At 57.7% G+C, this 17863-nt stretch carries 14 protein-coding genes and 1 tRNA gene; 11 read left to right on the plus strand and 4 right to left on the minus strand.

What is annotated here, in order from left to right:
* Both ACR0AH_RS15765 and ACR0AH_RS15770 read left to right on the plus strand, forming a co-directional pair.
* The coding region (locus ACR0AH_RS15765) for an EF-Tu C-terminal domain-related protein (RefSeq protein WP_480459566.1) at positions 1–182 on the plus strand (182 nt) is incomplete at its 5' end.
* A gap of 270 nt (positions 183–452) precedes the next feature.
* Positions 453–674: a hypothetical protein gene (locus ACR0AH_RS15770; protein ID WP_170420395.1), complete on the plus strand. Its 222-nt coding sequence runs from the start codon at positions 453–455 to the stop codon at positions 672–674.
* A 34-nt stretch (positions 675–708) separates the two neighbouring features.
* On the opposite strand, the gene ACR0AH_RS15775 is transcribed toward ACR0AH_RS15770, so the two are convergent.
* The gene (locus ACR0AH_RS15775) at positions 709–1413 is read right to left on the minus strand and encodes a DUF374 domain-containing protein (RefSeq protein ID WP_170402235.1); all 705 of its coding nucleotides are present in this window, start codon (positions 1411–1413) and stop codon (positions 709–711) included.
* A 142-nt stretch (positions 1414–1555) separates the two neighbouring features.
* Between ACR0AH_RS15775 and ACR0AH_RS15780 the strand changes: the two genes are divergently transcribed.
* The 8 genes from ACR0AH_RS15780 to lptF all read left to right on the plus strand — a co-directional run bounded on the left by ACR0AH_RS15780 (position 1556) and on the right by lptF (position 14256).
* Positions 1556–1631, plus strand: a tRNA-Trp gene (locus tag ACR0AH_RS15780).
* A 228-nt stretch (positions 1632–1859) separates the two neighbouring features.
* Complete coding sequence (locus tag ACR0AH_RS15785; RefSeq protein ID WP_480592681.1) at positions 1860–5165, plus strand: adenylate/guanylate cyclase domain-containing protein; 3306 nt, start codon at positions 1860–1862, stop codon at positions 5163–5165.
* A gap of 120 nt (positions 5166–5285) precedes the next feature.
* Positions 5286–6851 (plus strand): FAD-binding oxidoreductase, encoded by a 1566-nt coding sequence (locus ACR0AH_RS15790; RefSeq protein ID WP_170733097.1) that lies wholly within the window; start codon positions 5286–5288, stop codon positions 6849–6851.
* A 39-nt stretch (positions 6852–6890) separates the two neighbouring features.
* Entirely contained in the window at positions 6891–8564 is a 1674-nt protein-coding gene (locus ACR0AH_RS15795) for a hypothetical protein (protein WP_480592683.1), read from the plus strand.
* Positions 8557–10317: a ferritin-like domain-containing protein gene (locus ACR0AH_RS15800; RefSeq protein WP_480592685.1), complete on the plus strand. Its 1761-nt coding sequence runs from the start codon at positions 8557–8559 to the stop codon at positions 10315–10317. Before ACR0AH_RS15795 ends, ACR0AH_RS15800 begins: the two co-directional genes overlap by 8 nt.
* Positions 10314–11624, plus strand: coding sequence for a radical SAM protein (locus ACR0AH_RS15805; protein ID WP_480592687.1), 1311 nt, complete (start codon positions 10314–10316; stop codon positions 11622–11624). Before ACR0AH_RS15800 ends, ACR0AH_RS15805 begins: the two co-directional genes overlap by 4 nt.
* Before the next feature lie 4 nt (positions 11625–11628).
* Positions 11629–13044 (plus strand): flavin-dependent monooxygenase QhpG, encoded by a 1416-nt coding sequence (qhpG, locus tag ACR0AH_RS15810; protein ID WP_480592689.1) that lies wholly within the window; start codon positions 11629–11631, stop codon positions 13042–13044.
* Between the two features lie 72 nt (positions 13045–13116).
* Positions 13117–14256 (plus strand): LPS export ABC transporter permease LptF, encoded by a 1140-nt coding sequence (gene lptF / locus ACR0AH_RS15815; RefSeq protein ID WP_170402212.1) that lies wholly within the window; start codon positions 13117–13119, stop codon positions 14254–14256.
* Between the two features lie 2 nt (positions 14257–14258).
* On the opposite strand, the gene ACR0AH_RS15820 is transcribed toward lptF, so the two are convergent.
* On the minus strand, positions 14259–15092 hold the full coding sequence (locus ACR0AH_RS15820; protein ID WP_480592691.1) for a LysR family transcriptional regulator: 834 nt from the start codon (positions 15090–15092) through the stop codon (positions 14259–14261).
* Between the two features lie 102 nt (positions 15093–15194).
* Here ACR0AH_RS15820 and ACR0AH_RS15825 point away from each other — a divergent pair, with 102 nt between their 5' ends.
* A complete protein-coding gene (locus tag ACR0AH_RS15825) occupies positions 15195–15785 on the plus strand; it encodes an HD domain-containing protein (RefSeq protein ID WP_480592693.1) in 591 nt (196 codons plus the stop codon).
* On the opposite strand, the gene speB is transcribed toward ACR0AH_RS15825, so the two are convergent.
* Positions 15782–16624, minus strand: coding sequence for an agmatinase (gene speB, locus ACR0AH_RS15830; protein WP_480592696.1), 843 nt, complete (start codon positions 16622–16624; stop codon positions 15782–15784). The two genes, ACR0AH_RS15825 and speB, sit on opposite strands and share 4 nt — an antisense overlap.
* Entirely contained in the window at positions 16621–17790 is a 1170-nt protein-coding gene (gene nspC / locus ACR0AH_RS15835) for a carboxynorspermidine decarboxylase (RefSeq protein WP_480592826.1), read from the minus strand. Before nspC ends, speB begins: the two co-directional genes overlap by 4 nt.
* Between the last annotated feature and the right edge of the window lie 73 nt (positions 17791–17863).

Consider the following 17863-nt stretch of genomic DNA (forward strand, 5'->3'; position numbering starts at 1 on the left):
CAACTGACGTGACCGGCACCGTGACCCTGGCGGCGGGCACCGAGATGGTTATGCCCGGCGACAACGTCGGCTTCACCGTCGAGCTGATCGCCCCGATCGCGATGGAAGACGGCCTGCGCTTTGCGATCCGCGAAGGCGGCCGCACCGTCGGCGCCGGCGTCGTCTCGAAAATCATCGAGTAATCACGGTAGTCGGGCTTTGGCCCGACAAATCGGTGAACTAAAGAAGGCCGCTCCACATGGGGCGGCCTTTTCTCATCCAATCTTCTCGGCGCATTGAGATTATTCGTCGAATGATCTCGGGCAAGCTGAGTTCATTGAACAAAACAGCTGTCGATCTCGCATTCTTAATCTACCGTCCACTCCAAACGAAGACTGAACTCCCAGCTCTCTATTGCAACAGCAAGGGTGACGCGCAAATCAAGTGCGTCCCGGCGATCAGGGGAGACTAAGATGTTTGGTTTTGAATTTCTGAACTATGGAACGCAAATCCTTCACAGCAAGGATTTGGATGATATGCGAGCCGCTGTTCTCGGTGACGACGAACAGGAAGTTGAGTGCAAAATCAGCGACTTTTGCCGAGAGCGCAAGCGATTTGATATCAAGCTTGCTGAAATGTCGGACAGCATGGCGAGAGGAGCGACCTCGGTCAAAACCAGCGCAGACGCGGCCTAACAGCGCAATAGTCGTTTCACGCCGGGTTCTGGGTTCACATGCTCTTTGCCCATGGCTCACGTCCGACCATCCGGTCGGCCTCGGCGGTGATGTCGTTCATATGCTGCTCAAGGCTCAGACGAAGGGCCTCAATCTGCTCTTCGCTGGCCTTGCGTGGAACTGGATCGGTCCATTCGCGGCACAGAAATACGCCGTCGTTGCGCCAGGGGCGAGGCATCAGCAGACGATCCCAAGTTCCGGCTTCGCGCCCGTGCCGCGCGGAATAGGTGATGCCGAAAACTCGTTTACCTGATGTGCGAGCCCAGACCAGCGGTACGGTCGAGGATACCCGCTCGGGTCCGCGAGGGCCGTCGGCGGCAATGCCAATCGAGATACCCTGTTTCATCTTTCCCAGCACTTCGCGCGACAAAGCGACGTGGCGCTTGCGGCTGGACATTGCAATTGTATCCATCCCGAACAGCTTCTGCACTCGCCCCACCATGCTACCCGCGCGCGCTGCCGAAGTGATCGAGCAGATGCGGCCCTTGTCCAGAGGGAAGAAATATGGCGATTGTGCCAGTCTCTGGTGCCACAGCACCACGATGACCGGTTCGCCCTGTTCGGCCAGTTGATCCAGCTCTTCGTAACCGATGCGCTGCCAGCGTGTGTTGCGATGCACCAACCGGATATAGCTTGCGATCCGTCGCGCGACCCAGTTCAGCACGGCTTCGCTGTCTGCGATTTTCTTGCGGATGCTCAAGGCTGCGGTCCTCCTGCTGGCCGAGCCTTGTCTTAAAGAACTGCGCGCCGGGCGCAACTTTTTTGTCAGCGGTAAAGTGTTCGGAAAACTCAAAAAGCCTCTTGAGTCCGCTGCGCCTCTGTCATATCTGATGGCCCAGCCTAGGGGTATAGCTCAGTTGGTAGAGCGACGGTCTCCAAAACCGTAGGTCGCGGGTTCGAACCCTGCTGCCCCTGCCATTTCCCACCGGACAAGCGAAATTCCTGCAACAGAGGCGCGGGCTTGGTGCATACGTGTGGCGCAATTCACTTGACGTGTGCGGCAATAAAGAAAAAGCTTGATCAAGGCTGAAGGAAAAGCCATCAGGACTGTCCAGCTAATGTGCTAAAGTCGTTCGGCTTTTGTGTCACAATATGCAAGCCTGACCGGGTAGGGGAACCCGGAGACGATCGGGGACAACGGGGATAATGATTGAGATCGACGCATTCCTTGAAGAACACGGGCTGTCGAAATATGCGCCGGTATTCGCGTCGAACGAAGTTACATTGGCCGATCTCGCACATCTCTCCGAACATGATTTGATCGACCTTGGGCTGCCACTTGGACCAAGGCGCCGATTGATGGCCGCATTGGGGCAGGCGCGGGATGCCAATCCGACCCCGGTGCAAGGCAGCGGGAAGATTGTCGCCGAGCGGAGGCAACTGACAGTTATGTTTGTTGATCTGGTTGGCTCAACTGCCATGTCCGAGCGGCTTGATCCCGAAGACTTGGGGGAGCTGCTTCGGCGGTTCAAGGAAATTTGCTCGACCTCGGTTGCTCGCTTTGGTGGACATATCGCCGATTTCATGGGTGACGGGGCGATGATCTATTTCGGGTATCCTCACGCGGTGGAAGATGCGGCCTCGCGCGCCGTTCATGCGGGCCTGGATATTCTTGAAGGATTGAATCGCATGGAAGGCCAGGAACGTCTGACTGCGCGGATCGGTGTTTCGACCGGTCTTGTCGTTGTGGGCGAGATCCATGGCGAAGGGTTGAAGGAACATGACGTGGTCATGGGGCGGACACCCAATCTGGCAGCACGTTTGCAGAGTTTGGCCGAGCCCAATACACTGATCATCAGCCCGTCCACTCGCAGATTGGTGGGCAATGCATTTGAACTGCAGGATCGCGGGTCTTTCGCACTGAAAGGGTTTTCGGAACCGATACAAGCCTGGAGCGTCACAGGGCAGGCGCGGATCGAGCGCAGATTTGACATAATGCCTGATGCCGGTTCTGGTCGGCTCATTGGGCGCCAGGCAGAGTTCCGCAAGCTGACCGACAAATGGAATGAGGCAAGTCAGGGCGCTGGACAATCGGTTCTTGTCACTGGCGAGGCAGGGATCGGCAAATCACGCCTGATTGAGGGGCTTAGCCAAGAAGTGCTGGATCAAGGCGCGCTTCGCCTGAACTTCCAGTGTTCGCCCTTTCATGCCAACTCGGCACTTTATCCGATCATTCAGCATCTAGAACGTGCAGCAGGATTTGCGCCGACAGACAACGATGAGGATAAACTGGGAAAACTCTCATACCTCTTGCGCCATCACCCGCCTGAGCATGTGCGCCTGATCGCTGATTTGTTGAGCGTTGATGCTGATGCTACGCTGGGGCCTCTCGACCTGCCGCCGCAAGTGAAGCTTGAGAAGACGTTGGAGGCAGTGACAGAACAGCTTGCGACGTTAGCGCGAGAACGACCAGTGTTGCTGTTGTTCGAAGATGCGCATTGGGTTGATCCGACCACCTTGTCTCTGACAGACCGGGTGATCGAACATATTCGGGACCTACCGGTGCTGATCGTCGTAACAGCACGTACCGGTTTCGATCCGGGTTGGGGTCACCACAACAATACCCTGCGTATACCTCTCAAGCGTTTGACCAATCGGGATGTGGCTGAGATCGTAGCTGAGGTGGCGGGAGGGCACCCAGTACCACCCGAGGTTTGCGACCTTATTGCGGCCAAGACGGATGGCATTCCGCTTTATGTCCAGGAAGTGACCCGCGGTCTTTTGGAATCGGGGCAATTGCGCTTGAGCGACAAGGGGTATGTCTTGCGCGGCCCCCTGCCATCGCTTTCAGTTCCCAGCACGTTGCAGGATTCGCTGATGGAGCGTCTGGACCGTTTGGGCAAGGCCAAAGAAGTGGCGCAAACCGGCGCCGTGTTCGGGCGGCAGTTCTCGATCGCGTTGCTGGCCTCTGTTTCGTTTCTGTCTCCGACGGTTCTGCAGGCCGGACTGGAACAGCTCTCATCGGCCGGGATCATTCTTCAAGCCCCGGATGCGGCAGAGGATGAGTTCATCTTCCGCCACGCATTGATTCGCGACATGGCTTATGACAGCCTGCTGCGCACGGAACGGCAGTCGCTGCATGACCGCGCGGCGGGTGCGTTGCTAGAGAACCAGCCGCAACTGGCCCAGACTCAGCCCGAGGTTCTGGCACAGCATTACACGTTGGCCCAACGCGCGGATGAGGCCGTGATGCACTGGCAAAGCGCGGGGCGTCGAGCGATCGAACGCTCGGCCCAGGCCGAGGCGTTGACCCATCTGTCGAAAGCTCTGGATCAGCTTGCCGATCTGCCAAAGAGCCGTGCACGGGATTTGCAAGAGATCGACATCCAGATTCTACGTGCCGGTGTCCTGCGCTCAACAAGCGGTATTTCGGGGGATGCGACGGGTGAGGCCTATGGGCGTCTGCGCGAACTATGTCACCGAGCTCACGAGACCGAGCGGCTGTTTCCTGTGCTCAACGGGCTATATGCATTCCATCTTGTGCGTGCCGAATATCGATTGGCGAAAGGCGTGGCTGCGCAGATCCTCGATCTGGCGGCGACAAGCGGCAAGACCGAACACCGCATGGTCGGTCATCGCGCCATGGGGGCGGTGCAATTGCATCTGGGCAACCTGTCAGATGCAAAGCGCCATCTTGAGCAAGCTTGGGCGCTTTATGATTTTGATCAGCACAGCCAGCTAGCCTATGTCTATGGAACGGATCATGCCGCGATTACATCAGCATTTCTGGGCACATGTTATTGCCTGATGGGTCGGCATCAAGATGCCCTGCAGGTGCAGAATACAGCGCTGGAATGGTCCAAGAACCTCAAGCACGCGCATAGTGTGGCGCAGATCTTGGTTTACATGTGCAAGGTTCACCTGCTGGCGCGCGACATCCCTGCATTGCAAAGGGATGTTAAGGCGCTGTCCGAAGTCGCCGAGGAGCATTCGCTACCCTTTATGGCGACCATTGCGCGGCTATGGGAAAGCTGGGCAAAGGCGACCACGACCTCTGAAGTCGAACATATCGAGGACCTGCGTCAGGCGTCGGAAGACTGGTGGTCGGTTGGGGCCGGAAATTACAAGACTTTCTTCCCTTCGCTGATTGCCGAGATTCAGACAAACGCCGGCCATCACGACGCTGCGCATCAGACTTTGACGCACGCCAGAGATGTTCTGAGCAAAACCGAAGAGAAATGGGCCGAGGCCGATCAACTGCGTATTGAGGCCGCCCTTGTAGCCAAGACCGGGGGCGATCCTGAACCACTGCTGTTGCGTGCTATCGAAACAGCGCAAAGGCAAGGCGCGCGGCTTTACGAGCTTCGTGCGGCGGTTGCGTTGGCGGAGTGGCGGCAACACCGAGGCGAACCGGTTGGTGAGGCGTTGAATTCGGTCATGTCGCATTTCCATCAAGATGCCCAACTGCCGGACCTCAAAGACGCACGAGCGTTGATGGAAACGATTACTTGACCCGAAGGCCAACTTGCTGCCAGCTTGGGCGCGGGCAGAGTTGGGATGATACCTGAATTTCGACTTTTTAGCGCTGGGTCACCAGTCCGGCGCCCCGCTCTTGTGGTATGAGGAGACCTAATGCGTAAGATCAGCAAAACACTTCTGGCCAAGGATGTCTTGGCGCAAAGCCGTACCGATCTGGCGCTGCAGCAGTACCATTCGATCACGCCCGATGAGATACGTGAATTTGAGAAGAAACTGATCGGAACGGTCACTCTGCCGACCGACGCGGATTACAACAATGACCGGCAGGTTTGGAATCCGGCTTTCCAGGACTACCCAGAGATCATCGTCTTTTGCGAGACCATTCAGGATGTACGCGCCAGCCTTGCTTTCGCGCGTGAGCATGACCTGTGGGTTGTTGCGCGGTCAGGGCGTCACAGCACGGCGGGGTATTCGGTCAATAACCAGATGGTGCTGGATACCAGCCGAATGCGTTACGTGACCGTCGATCCAAAGGTGCCGATGGCCTATGTCGGTCCGGGCACACCGTTCAAGATGCTGAATTCGGAGTTGAACTCCTATCACCTGCACGTGCCGGGCGGGGCCTGTCAGGATGTCTGCGTTGCGGGTTTCATGATGGGCGGCGGCTATGGCTTTACCTCACGCCGGCTTGGGATGGCTTGCGACAGCGTTCTGGGTGTCACGGTCATGCTGTGGGACGGCAGTATCGTGATCGCGGACAAAGAAACGAACTCCGACCTCTTCTGGGCCATACGAGGCGGGACCGGCAATAACTTTGGCGTGTTGCTGGAAATCCGCTACCAGCTGCACCAGCTGTATAAAGTCTGGGGTTGCCACATCACATGGCCGTTGGACAAAGCCGCCAAGGCACTGGAGTACCTGCAGGCCAACTACATGCGCACCTGCGAAGATGACCGTTTCGGGGCCTATATCTTTCTGGCCTATCAGGGAGATCGAAAGGTGCTGCTGGTGTCGGCGCTCTATGATGGCACGTCCGAAGAGGGGAACGCGTTTGTTCAGCCCCTGCTGAGCGATGAAATCGGCGGCGAGATGGGTGAGGACGACCAGAACTATGGCACCTATCAAGAAATCAACTCATGGCTGTATGACGACAAATATGACATCCCCGTCGTCCCCGATCAGGCGCGTGAAGATAAGCAGGCCGGATATATTGAACGCCAGCTCAACGAAGCCGAATGGCAGCGCGTCGTAGACTACCTCGACAGCACGCCCAACGCTTATGGCGCTGTGGCCATCGAACCCTATGGGGGGGCGATCAATCGGATGCCGTTGGGCAAACAAGGCAATGCCTTCATTCACCGTGATGTGTCGCTGAACTTCTACGTCGATGTGTTCTGGGTGTCGGAAGAAGAAAAAGAGATCGTGGTGCCGTGGCTCGACGGATTCATGAAACTGATGACCGAAGAAGGCTATTTCATTGATCGCGTCTATCAGAACTATCCACGGCGGACCCAGAAGAACTATCGCTGGCAATACTGGGGCGAGTATTTCAACTCTTTGCTGTTCGTGAAGCAGAAATTCGACCCGCATAATTTCTTCCATTATCAGCAGAGCATTTCACCGGTGCCGGATGACGCTCCGCCAGACATCATCCGAGATACGTCCAAGTCGATCTTCGACGACCCAACGATCACATACGAGAGCTATTCGAACCCCTGAAAGCAGGGGCTGCCAAGGCCAAACGGGGGAGGGCCCAGTATGGACACGATCCGAGAGATTTTCTTTCTGCCACCCATGGCGGTTGCTCGCCTGGGACCGGGCGAGACACCGCTGGAAAGCTATGAGTGGCAGCAGGACATGGATGCCCATGGCAACAACAAAACGGTCATCCGCTCGAACATAACCCTGCGCGAGATCGAAGATGGCAGTGTCACCGCCTATCTTCCCGATCCCGACACGATCCGCTTTCGCGACGAAGGCGGCGCGTTGCGCCCGGTTGCCCCGTTCTTTGAGCTGTGGGCGCGGATGCATGATGCCGAAACGGGCGAGGAATATGAGACACCGGTGACGCTCGATCTGCTCGACGATCAGGGCCTGTCGCTGCAAAACGTGCGCTATTCGGTCACCGTCGGGAACACCAAGGCCGAGCGCCGGACTGGCGACGCGGCTTGCGGGTTTCGTGCACGGGTCGAGATTGCGGGTCAGGATTTCACCCCGAAACCCCTGCTGGCCTTCAGCCCGTATACGTCCGAACAACAGCCGATGGTCTATGAGCATAACCCGATCCCGCTAGGCTCAATCCGTGTGATGCATCCTGTGCAGGGTCATGATGAACCGGTCGAAGGGGAGTTCATCGACCGCAGTATCCTGCGCCTGCGCTTTATGCCTCCGAAAGGAGAGGTTTATGGCCCGCCTGATGCTGCATACGGTCCGGCGACGCTGGCCGTACCGGGCTATCAGAACGACCCGCCGAAATCGGAATATGGTCGCATCCACGAAATCGTGCCCGAACAGAACCGCATCCTGAACCCCGACACCCCTTGGTCGAAATGGATCATGATGTCCGGCACCTCGGACGACCCTGAGCCGCACGATAGTTACGACGGTGCCCGTGTGGGCAATGACCAATCCTGGGGAGTGGCCGATGACACCAGCGATGGCGTGATCGAGGCGACGCTGGCAGTACGTGGCGAACGCCTGACCGCGCGCGCCACAATCATGACCGGACCACCCGATTTTGCACCTGATGCGCGGCCGTTCTACAGCCTTGAGGATGATCTGGCCGATCGTGATCTGTCGCTAATCTCGGTAACTCAAGAAAACTACACCCAGGCCAAAGACGAGGTGGTCGATATCTTCCGCCGCGCCTTCGAGACCAACAGCCTGATCAACCTCGACGATATCCGCGCGCAAGGTTTGAAGGACAATGCCAAATTACAGGCGAAAACCGGGATTTCCCCGACGCCGGGCCTGCCGTCAACCGATGCGAAATCCATGACGGAGGAGGATGCAAGGCCGCCGGACAAGATCGACGAACTGATCCGCCCGCAACCGATCTCGGTCTTTTCGAACTCCGTGCCGAATGATCGGCTGCCCTATACAGTGGCGACGAAGTTCGTGCATGAGCAGTTGATTGACGAGGCCAACCTGCTGGATTTCCTACGCCGTCGCCCGGATTTCGTTAAAACACTGCTGCGTCCACCATATGGTATCCTGACCGAGCTTGAAACCGACCCGAACCCTGATCAAAATCCGAACCCGGATTTTCGCGATCCTCGGATTATCCGCGACTCGATGCACGACGCACGGATGCCGCCCTATATGCGCGATTCCAACTATTACCCGCTGTCGCTGTCGCGCAGGCAGTACCATCTGGTGATCTCGTTCATCGACTATCTGGTTGCACAGGAAACGGAGGCTCAGAATGTCTGATCAGCCCGGCCAAATCCGCGTTAAACCCCGCAACCTGACCGCCCGCGCGGCCTATAAGGTACCGGGCAACCCCGACAACACGCGACTGGACGGATCGGTGGGGAATTGCTTTCCCGGTCTGGAAATGGATGTGCGCAACCTGGACCGCCGCTTTTTCCCCGGTCTGGTGTTCAACGCCGCGCGGGTGCCGCTGAACCCCGTGCCCGAGGCGCCGAAGAATTCACAGGGCTTCCATCTGGTTTTTGTGGACTATTTCTATGATCCGATGCTGCCTGACAACAGCCCCGAGGAGTGGGTGCAGACGCTGTTGGAGGCCTACAGCGGTGACATCGGCGCAAAGCTCAGCCAAGGTCGCTGGTTCCTGTCATGGGTCGAGCAGAGCGGTAAGCGCATCACTTTCAAGGAGGAAGACGGCACACCCTATGACGGGCTGATGATTTGGCGGTTCATCCGCAGTCTGGAACATGGTGATGACAAACCGGTCAGCATTGCTCTGGAACGGCGCAATCATGATGGCATCGTGGATACCGAGCAGGTCGTCCTGCACGGATTCCGCCGCCAGTACCGGACCGAGGCGGGGGTCTTCAGCGAAGCCTATGATCCCGGAGAATTGACGCAAAGCCTGTGCAATCCGTGGTCCCATGACTTTCGCGACTGCGGCTGCCACTACTGGCCTTCGAACCACCCCGACGTAGTGATGGCTGAGGTGGCGCATGACGATCAGTTACCCTCGGGTCAGTCAAAGAACCCGATCGAGGCCGAGACCTATCTGGATTGGCTGCGCTCGGACAAGTCTCCGTCCGGTAACGTCGCGGCGCTGAATACGGTCGAACAAAACCGCCCCTACCAGATTGACCATTATCAGGTAAATCAGATGTGGAGCGAATTGCCTATCGTCGTTGAAGGCCGCGAAACGGGCGAGGTTTATGAAGTTGATCCCGAAATGCCAGGTGTGGAGCCCTATGACACGCCGCAGGCGATGATCGAGGACCTCAAGACGCGTCTGGCCGCGATGGAGATGACGCTGAGCCTGCAATATCTCTATGCCTATTTTTCGTTGGCGGATCCCGAAACGGCGGATACCCGAAAATGGCCGACGCTGAAAGACGATCTGATATTTGCCCGGCGTTCGGTGCTGGAGGTCGCGATTGGCGAGATGACCCATATGCGCTGGGCGAACCAGTTGCTTTGGGAGCTTGAGCCCGAGGGGTATGAACCCATCTTGACCCCGTCCGAAACCTTGCCGGCGGGCAAGGGTAAGACTCAGCCGCGCGCACTAAGGCCACTGACGGCGGAAGCGCTTGCGGATTTCATCGAGATCGAGCGCCCCGGAGGCTTTATCGACCGCGCTTATGCGCAATGTGTGGCGACTTTGGAGCAGGAGGATTTGTTCCCGGAACGCCGCCTTTATGCGCTGGCGGTACGGATCGACACCGACGGGGACGAGCACTTCCTGCGCTTCAGTCAAATGAAGGACGTTTTGGCCAAATACGATACGGGAGAGGGCACGCCTGCCTATTTGCGTCAGATTGAGGTTGGCACTGAAGAGGAGGCCAGGACGGCGCTGGAACTCTACGCGAAGGTCAAGGATGGGTTAGCCAACGCCTATACGCTTGAAGCGGATGGCAAATTTGAAGACTCCCAGGCCTACATCCAGCAGGTGCGCGATGACATGAAGCTGTTCCGCGTCGAGGGCGAAGCGCTGGCCGCCAAGGGGATTGGCATCCCGTTCTGGACGGAGGGTAAGGCGTGATCCCACCCGCCGCGCAGGTGCATTTCTTTGACACAGGGCATGGAGATCACATGCTGGCAGTTGATGGATCGCGCGTGTTTGATGTGCCTGAGGGGACGGCGGACCAATTCGCAACGATGGACAAGAGAAGTCAAAGCGCTTTCCTCAGGTCCATGGGATTGGATGGAACACCTTTCATCGATGACACGCCGCCTCAGAGTATGCCCGTGAGGTCGCTGTCGCTGGCAGTGGCGCAGAAATGCAATCTGGCTTGCACTTATTGCTATGCTGCAGGGGGAGAATTTGGCGGACCCGCGCGGAATATGGAATGGGAAGTCGCCAAGGCTTCGGTTGATCGGCTGGTGGCCGAAGCCGAACCCGGTGTGCGGATCAACCTTGCCTTTTTGGGTGGAGAACCTCTGATCAACCGCAATCTGGTGCAACGCACTACGGAATATGCAGTCGATCAGGCGCGGGCCAACGGGTTGAGCGTCGGGTTCTCGATCACAACCAACGGGACCCTGCTACGCCCCGAGGATGCGGTGTTTTTCGAAGCGCATGGATTTGCTGTCACCATCAGTCTGGATGGCGTGGGCGAGGTCCATGACAAGCTGCGCCCAAATCGTGGCGGTCGGGGTAGTTTTGATACGATCCTGAAACGGGTCGAGCCTTTGCTGGCAGCTCAACACCGTATGCAGGTTGGTGCCCGGGTAACGGCTACGCCGCAGAATATGAACCTGCCAGAGACGCTGGATCGGTTTGTGGGAATGGGATTTCATTCGATTGGATTCTCGCCCATGCTGGCCTCGCCCAACGGTCAGCATGAACTGAACCGGAGTGATTTGGACGAGATGCTATCGCAGATGATCCGTTGCGGCGAAGTTTTCGAGGCGGCGGTAATCGAAGGGCGGCGCTACCCATTCTCGAACATGGCAGCGGCGATGCAGGAGATCCACCGCGGCACCCATCGGCCCTATGCCTGCGGGGCAGGGGGCGGGTATTTTGGCGTGTCCGCTGATGGCGGCCTGTTCGCTTGCCATCGCTTTGTTGAAGACGAAGCCGGAGCCATGGGCAACGTCTATGATGGCCCCGACCTACGGCGCGAGAACTGGTTGGCGGATCGGCACGTGCACACGCAATCCCCGTGCGGCACCTGCTGGGCGCGGTATCTATGCGGCGGCGGGTGTCATCACGAAGTCATCCATCGCGGTCGCCCCGCTTGCGACTACATTCGAGGTTGGTTGCACTATTGCCTGCAGGCCTATGTCCGCTTGTCCGAAGCACGTCCGGATTATTTTGGCGTGTCCGCTCGGGTGGCCTCTGCCTGAACGGATGGAGATTGAGACCGAAATCTGCGTGATCGGAGGCGGCCCGGCAGGTAGCGCTTCTGCGCTGAGGTTGGCTCAGCTTGGTCGGCGCGTCTGCCTGATCGAGCGGCAAACGTTCCCGCGCCAGCATGTCGGCGAGTCATTGCCGCCATCAATCTGGCCGATCCTGAACCTGTTGGGGGTCGACGAAGCCGTTTCTCATGCCGGTTTTCTGCGTGCAAGCGGATCGCTTTTGCATTGGGCCGGAGCGTTCGAACGTCGCGGCGTCGCCGGTGATCACCCCGGACTTTTGGTTGACCGGGGCCAGTTTGATGCGGTGCTGTTACGTGCAGCACAAGCGGCAGGGGCGCAGGTCGTCCAACCTGCGCGCGCATACCGCCCGGTGCGCCAGCAGTCTGGTTGGGAGATTCCCGTTCGAACCGACACGGGCGCCTTTCGGATCCAGGCACAAATCCTTCTGGACGCAGCGGGTCGGCAAGCCGGGCTGGGCCGCAGGTTTCGCCGTACATCCAAGCCTCTGCTCGCGCTTTATGCCTATTGGCAGGTGCCGCCGGGGTTTGGCCCACAAGCGCGGGTCGAGGCCGGATCGGGACATTGGTATTGGGGCGCGTTGCTACCGGGCGGAGTGGTCGACGCAATGGTTTTCGTCGACCCCGATACCTGCATCGGGCTGCCGCCTGCAGATCGACGCGATCTCTATCTGAATCTGCTGGCCCAATCGACCCTGCTGTCGCCCTGTCTGGAACAGCGCCGCATCGGGCCTGTGCGACGCGCGGATGCGACCAGTCAGGTCGAGACAACACCACCAACGCGCGACCATCTGCGGGTCGGAGAGGCCAGCTTCGCGGTCGACGCTTTGTCGTCGCAGGGGGTGCAATTGGCGATGGGGCAGGCGGTGCAGGCCGCAGCTGTGGTGAACACGCTTCTGACAACCCCCGATCATAGTGATCTGGCCTTGTCTTTTTATGCGGATCGGCAATTCGAGCGTGTGCAGACCCATGCAGCGCTCGCAGCCGATTTCTATGCACGGCAGCATGCTGTCGATCCTTCGCACTTCTGGGCTGAGCGCGCAAAGCCGTTGGATTGGGTAAAGTCTCCAGCGTTCGATCCAAACACGGAGGCGTTGCGTGATGATCAGCCCCTCATCCTGTCACCTCAGGCCAAGCTCATCACTTCCGGCGTGCAAACCGCTTCGCATATCGAACCCGGCCTTGTCATAGGGCACCCGAATCTTCCAAGGCCAGTTGCAAATCTGGAGGGCGCAATGCTGGGACCGTTGCTAGAGCGGCTGGGCGCCCCGACAACCACTCTGAACATCATCAAGAGCTGGTCAGAGGTTTTGGCCACACACACGGCGTCGCGCATTCTGCGCTGGCTTTGGTATCATCGCATCGTGATCCCCGCCGCTGATCAGGCTTAATCGAGGTTTCCTCGGCGCGTTGAATCACCTAAAGTCCGCCGCAACGCCAATCGCCAAGAAACAAGAGGTCGCATGTCGCGTTTTGATGGGTATTTCCTGCGGCAATTGCTGGTGCTGTTTGGCTTTTTCACCCTTGTGCTTGTCGGGGTGTTCTGGATCACGCGTTCAGTCAGCCTTTTTGATCGGGTCATCAGCGGCGGCCAATCGGCGATGGTATTCCTGGAGTTCACGGCGTTGACCTTGCCGACGCTGATCCGGACGGTCATGCCCATGGCTGTGTTTGCGGCCGCTGTTTACGCAACCAACCGTTTGAGCCGCGAAAGCGAGATGACGGTGATGCTGGCAACAGGCTCCAGCCCGTGGCGACTTGCGCGAGCGGTCTTGGTGTTCGGGCTCAGTGCGGGACTGATGATGGCTGTCATCAGCGTCTTTCTGCGACCTGCATCGGTTGATCAACTGGAATTAAGACAGGATGAAGTTGCCGGAGATGTCACCGCACAGCTGTTGAATGAGGGCGAGTTCTTGCATCCAGCAGAAGGTGTAACCGTCTATATCGGCGATATCGATTTGGACGGAACGCTGCGCGAAGTCTTCGTCTCGGACCGTCGCGATGGGATTAACCCGGTCAGTTATTCCAGTGCTACGGCCTATCTGGTCAATCAGGCTTCGGGCATTCATCTGGTTATGCTGGATGGGATTGCGCTGCGGTATGATCAGGCTGGTAACACGCTGTCATCCACGTTGTTCGAAGACGCCTCTTACGACATTTCCGAACTGACCCAGAATTCGAGTATGGGCCATCGCAGCCTTGAAGCCATCCCGACGGTCGAGTTGATCTGGGATCGCGAAGCGGTCTCAGTGAAAGATGATCACAGCATCGGCCATCTGGTGGATGAGCTGCACCAGAGGTTCTCGTGGATTGCAATATGTATTGCGGTCGCATTGGTCGGATATTCGACCCTGATGCTGGGTAGCTTTTCGCGCTTTGGGCTTTGGCCTCAGATCCTGGGTGCCTTTACCATTCTGGTCCTGCTTGAGGGGGTTCGGGGATTCGTATCCCCGTTCGTCATCAATGATCCCAGACTTTGGGGCTTGCTGTATCTTCCCGCCGTTATGGGCGTGCTTGTGTCGGTTCTGTTTTTACTGGCCGCGGGGCGACCCTTGATGCGAAAAAGGGTTCGAAACGGAGCACCAAAGCCGTCACCGGTCTGAAGTCAGCGGCGAAGTTCCTCCAGGCACTGCAGGATGTTTTCAACTTCTTGACTGTCCGAACGGACCACCAAATACAGCGTTAGCATTAAGTCGCGCGCATCTTTCTCGCGCAACAGCTCGCCTGAGTTCAGATGCTGAGTGATGACATAGTCCGGGAAATACCCATACCCGCCACGCTGTAGGAGATAGCGCAAAGCCATCAAGCAATTACCCAGAAAGATAGTTTGCCCTGTCGCGAGACGCGCTGTGGAACGGACATGATCCCGGTAGGTCTCGCCCAGTTCTATGTTGACAAATACCCGTTCAGCGTCGGTGTTCGCATCCTTCCTGCTTTGAACCAAAGACAGCCGTTCGGGCGGAAGTTCATGGAAGATCACGCGGCGGTCCGTAGGTTTTTCGTGGGTCAGTGCAGCGTCAAGCACATGGGTCGCAACGGCGTCGACCATATCCAGGTCATGGTCGTAATTCAGGGTCAGCAACAATTGCCCGAACCGTTGTTCAAAGCGAACCGCAAGATCCACCAGTAATGGATCCCAAACGCTCAGCTGGGCGCCCAGTCGCAATGCCGACCGATTCTGAACCTGATCAGGCAGGTCATTGGCCGCGAACGACCACAGAGACAGCATCTGTTCCGCGTAGGGTTTGAATTGGCGGCCATACTCGGTCAAAACCGTACCCCCGGCCCCGCGCGAGAATAGCGGTTTGCCTGTTGCGTCCTCCAAGGCTCTAATCCGGGCGCTGACCGCGGTTTGTGTGATGTTCAACTTACGGGCCGCTGAGTGAAACCCGCCGGTTTCGGCAACGCACAAAAAAGTTTCCAGAGAATTGGTTTGCATACCGAAAGTATTTTTTGATCGTATTGATAAAATCAATTCATTTTTTTGCCTGCAACTGCCGCCTTAAGGTGATTGGATGAATGCAGCCAAAGGATTCGCACCATGCTGGACAAGAGCCACAAACCCACCTGGACCAGTTTTGAAGAGGCGACCAAGGCCGACTGGGTTGCGGTCATGGAGTATGAAGAGAGCTACAACGCTGCTTTGCCGGATCGCATACTGGACGCCATTCGTTCACTGGATGAAGAATGGACGCCGTATCCGGTGAATCGCTATCAGCACAGCCTACAGGCCGCGACACGAGCGTATGAGGACGGCGCTGATGAAGAGTTGGTTGTGGCTGCCCTGATCCATGACACCGGCGATATCTTGTCGCCTTATAATCACGGGGAACTGTCCGCCGCTATGATGAAGCCTTATGTCAGTGAGAAGACACACTGGATTCTCAAGCACCACTGCGTGTTTCAGGGCTACTACTACAATCATCATCTAGGTGGTGATCGGAATGCCCGCGACAAATATCGCGACAGCCCGTATTGGGAGGACTGCCGCTATTTTTGTCATGAATATGATCAGAAGGCGTTCGACCCGGATTATCCGACCAAACCGCTGGAGTTCTTCGAACCCATGCTACGCCGCGTTCTGAACAAGGGCGAAGGGCACATGGAACTGAATGAGACCGCCGAGGCTTAACAGGCGGCCATCAGGCGATAGACGATCTGGGCGGCGGTAAAATCCCAGGCGGCATTGCCGTTCGGGGCCAGTTCGACGACGTCGAAACCCACACATTTTCGGCCCTTCAGGGCGTGTTCCACCAGGCGCAGGGCTTGATAATATCCCAGCCCGCCTGGGACGGGTGTTCCAGTGGCGGGCATGATTGCCGGGTCCAGCCCATCAACGTCAAAGCTGGCGTACACCAGTTCGGGAAAATCCTTGGGCAGATCAACCGAGTGGATGTTGCCGGTAACCAGTTCTTCGGCGTCTACATGAAACACGTGATTTTTCAGGCGGCTTTGGGCTTCTTCGGTCGAAAAGGCGCGAACGCCGAATTGCGCCAGACGGATACCTTCTTCGGCAAGAAGATGCATGACTGAGGCGTGAGAATGTTTCTCGCCCTGATAAGCGTTGCGCAGATCAGCATGGGCGTCGATTTGCACGATACCAATCGGTTGGTTTAGAGCGCGGGCAACACCCAACACTGCGCCGTAGCTAACTGAATGCTCGCCACCTAGCGTCACCGGGATTTTGCCGGCGCGAACGGCCGCTTCCGTGCGTTGGGCTAGGCGTTCCATTATCTCTGGCAACGCTGCATCGCAGTCAACGGGTTCTTCGGTGAAGATCCCCTCGACGCAGGGCTCGGCGTGGCCAGTGATGCGTTCCAGTTCATTACTGGCTTCGATAATTGCGTCCGGGCCTTTGGCGGTGCCCGCCCCGTAAGATACAGTGCGTTCCAGCGGCACCGGGATCACACGGAACCGCGCGTCCTCGGTGCGCTCGGATGCGGACAGTTCACTGTCGAGGAAAATACTCATGAGAGGCGGCCTTTAAAGTCGTCATAGCCGAACTGTTTGATGATTTTCAGTTCGTCCGTTTCGCTGTTCCACAGCGCTATAGTCGGCAGCGGAACTCCGTTGAAGGTGTTGGTTTTGACCATCGAATAATGCGCCTGATCGAGGAAGGCAAAGCGCTGGCCGATTTCCAGTGGTTTGTCCCATGTGTAGTCACCGATCACGTCGCCCGCCAGACAGGACGGGCCGCCCAGGCGATAGGTATGGCCTGCCTCGGCCTCATCCATGAGGGCGGGGCGATAGGGGGCTTCGATGACGTCCGGCATATGGCAGGTGGCCGAGATATCGGTGATCGCAAGGGTCATCCCGTTGGTCGGCAAGTCGAGGATTTCGCCAACCAGAATGCCCGCATCCAGGGCCACCGCCTCACCGGGTTCCAGATAGACGTCGATACCGTGTATCTCACGGATGGATTTGATGAAGGCGACCAGCCCGTCGCGGTCATAGTCATCACGGGTGATATGATGCCCGCCGCCGAAGTTCAGCCATTTGAGTTGGCCAAGGTACGGTTTGAGCTTTGGCTCAACCGCGTCCCATGTCCGGTGCAACGGCGCGAACCCCTGTTCGCAGAGCGTGTGCATGTGCAGCCCGTCCACGCCACTCATAGTCTCGGCGGTCAATTGGCTGACCGGCGTGCCCAGACGCGAGCAGGGCGCGCAAGGGTCGTATTTGGGGATTTCGCCTTCGGAATGTTCTGGATTGATGCGCAAACCGACCTGTACGCCGGCGGCTTGGGCTTTTGCCAGAAAGCGGTCCTTTTGCGCGGGTGAGTTGAAGATGATGTGGTCAGACAATGACAGGATTTCGTCGATGTCGCTTTCTTTGTATCCGGCGCAGAAAGTGGCGACCTCGCCGCCATATTCATCGCGGCCCAGCCGGGCCTCGTAGATGCCGCTAGCGCAGGTGCCGCCAAGGTATTGGCGTACAAGCGGGGCCAGCGAGAACATCGAAAACGCCTTGAGGGCGCCGAGAATGTGAGCGCCGGAGCGGGTGCCGATATCGGCAAGGATGTTCAGATTTCGTTCGACAGCTTTTTCATCGACCACGAAGCAGGGGGTAGGTATGCGGTTTAGATCAAACCTGCGGAAAGCTCCTGCATCTCCGGCTTGTGTAGTCATCATGTCGGACAAGAGGTTATCTCCGGACAGTGCGGAAGGCAGTGCCTGACCGCGGGTGGGTGCGAAGCGCCCGCCCATGGGGACG

Source organism: Ruegeria sp. AM5, from assembly GCF_056540645.1.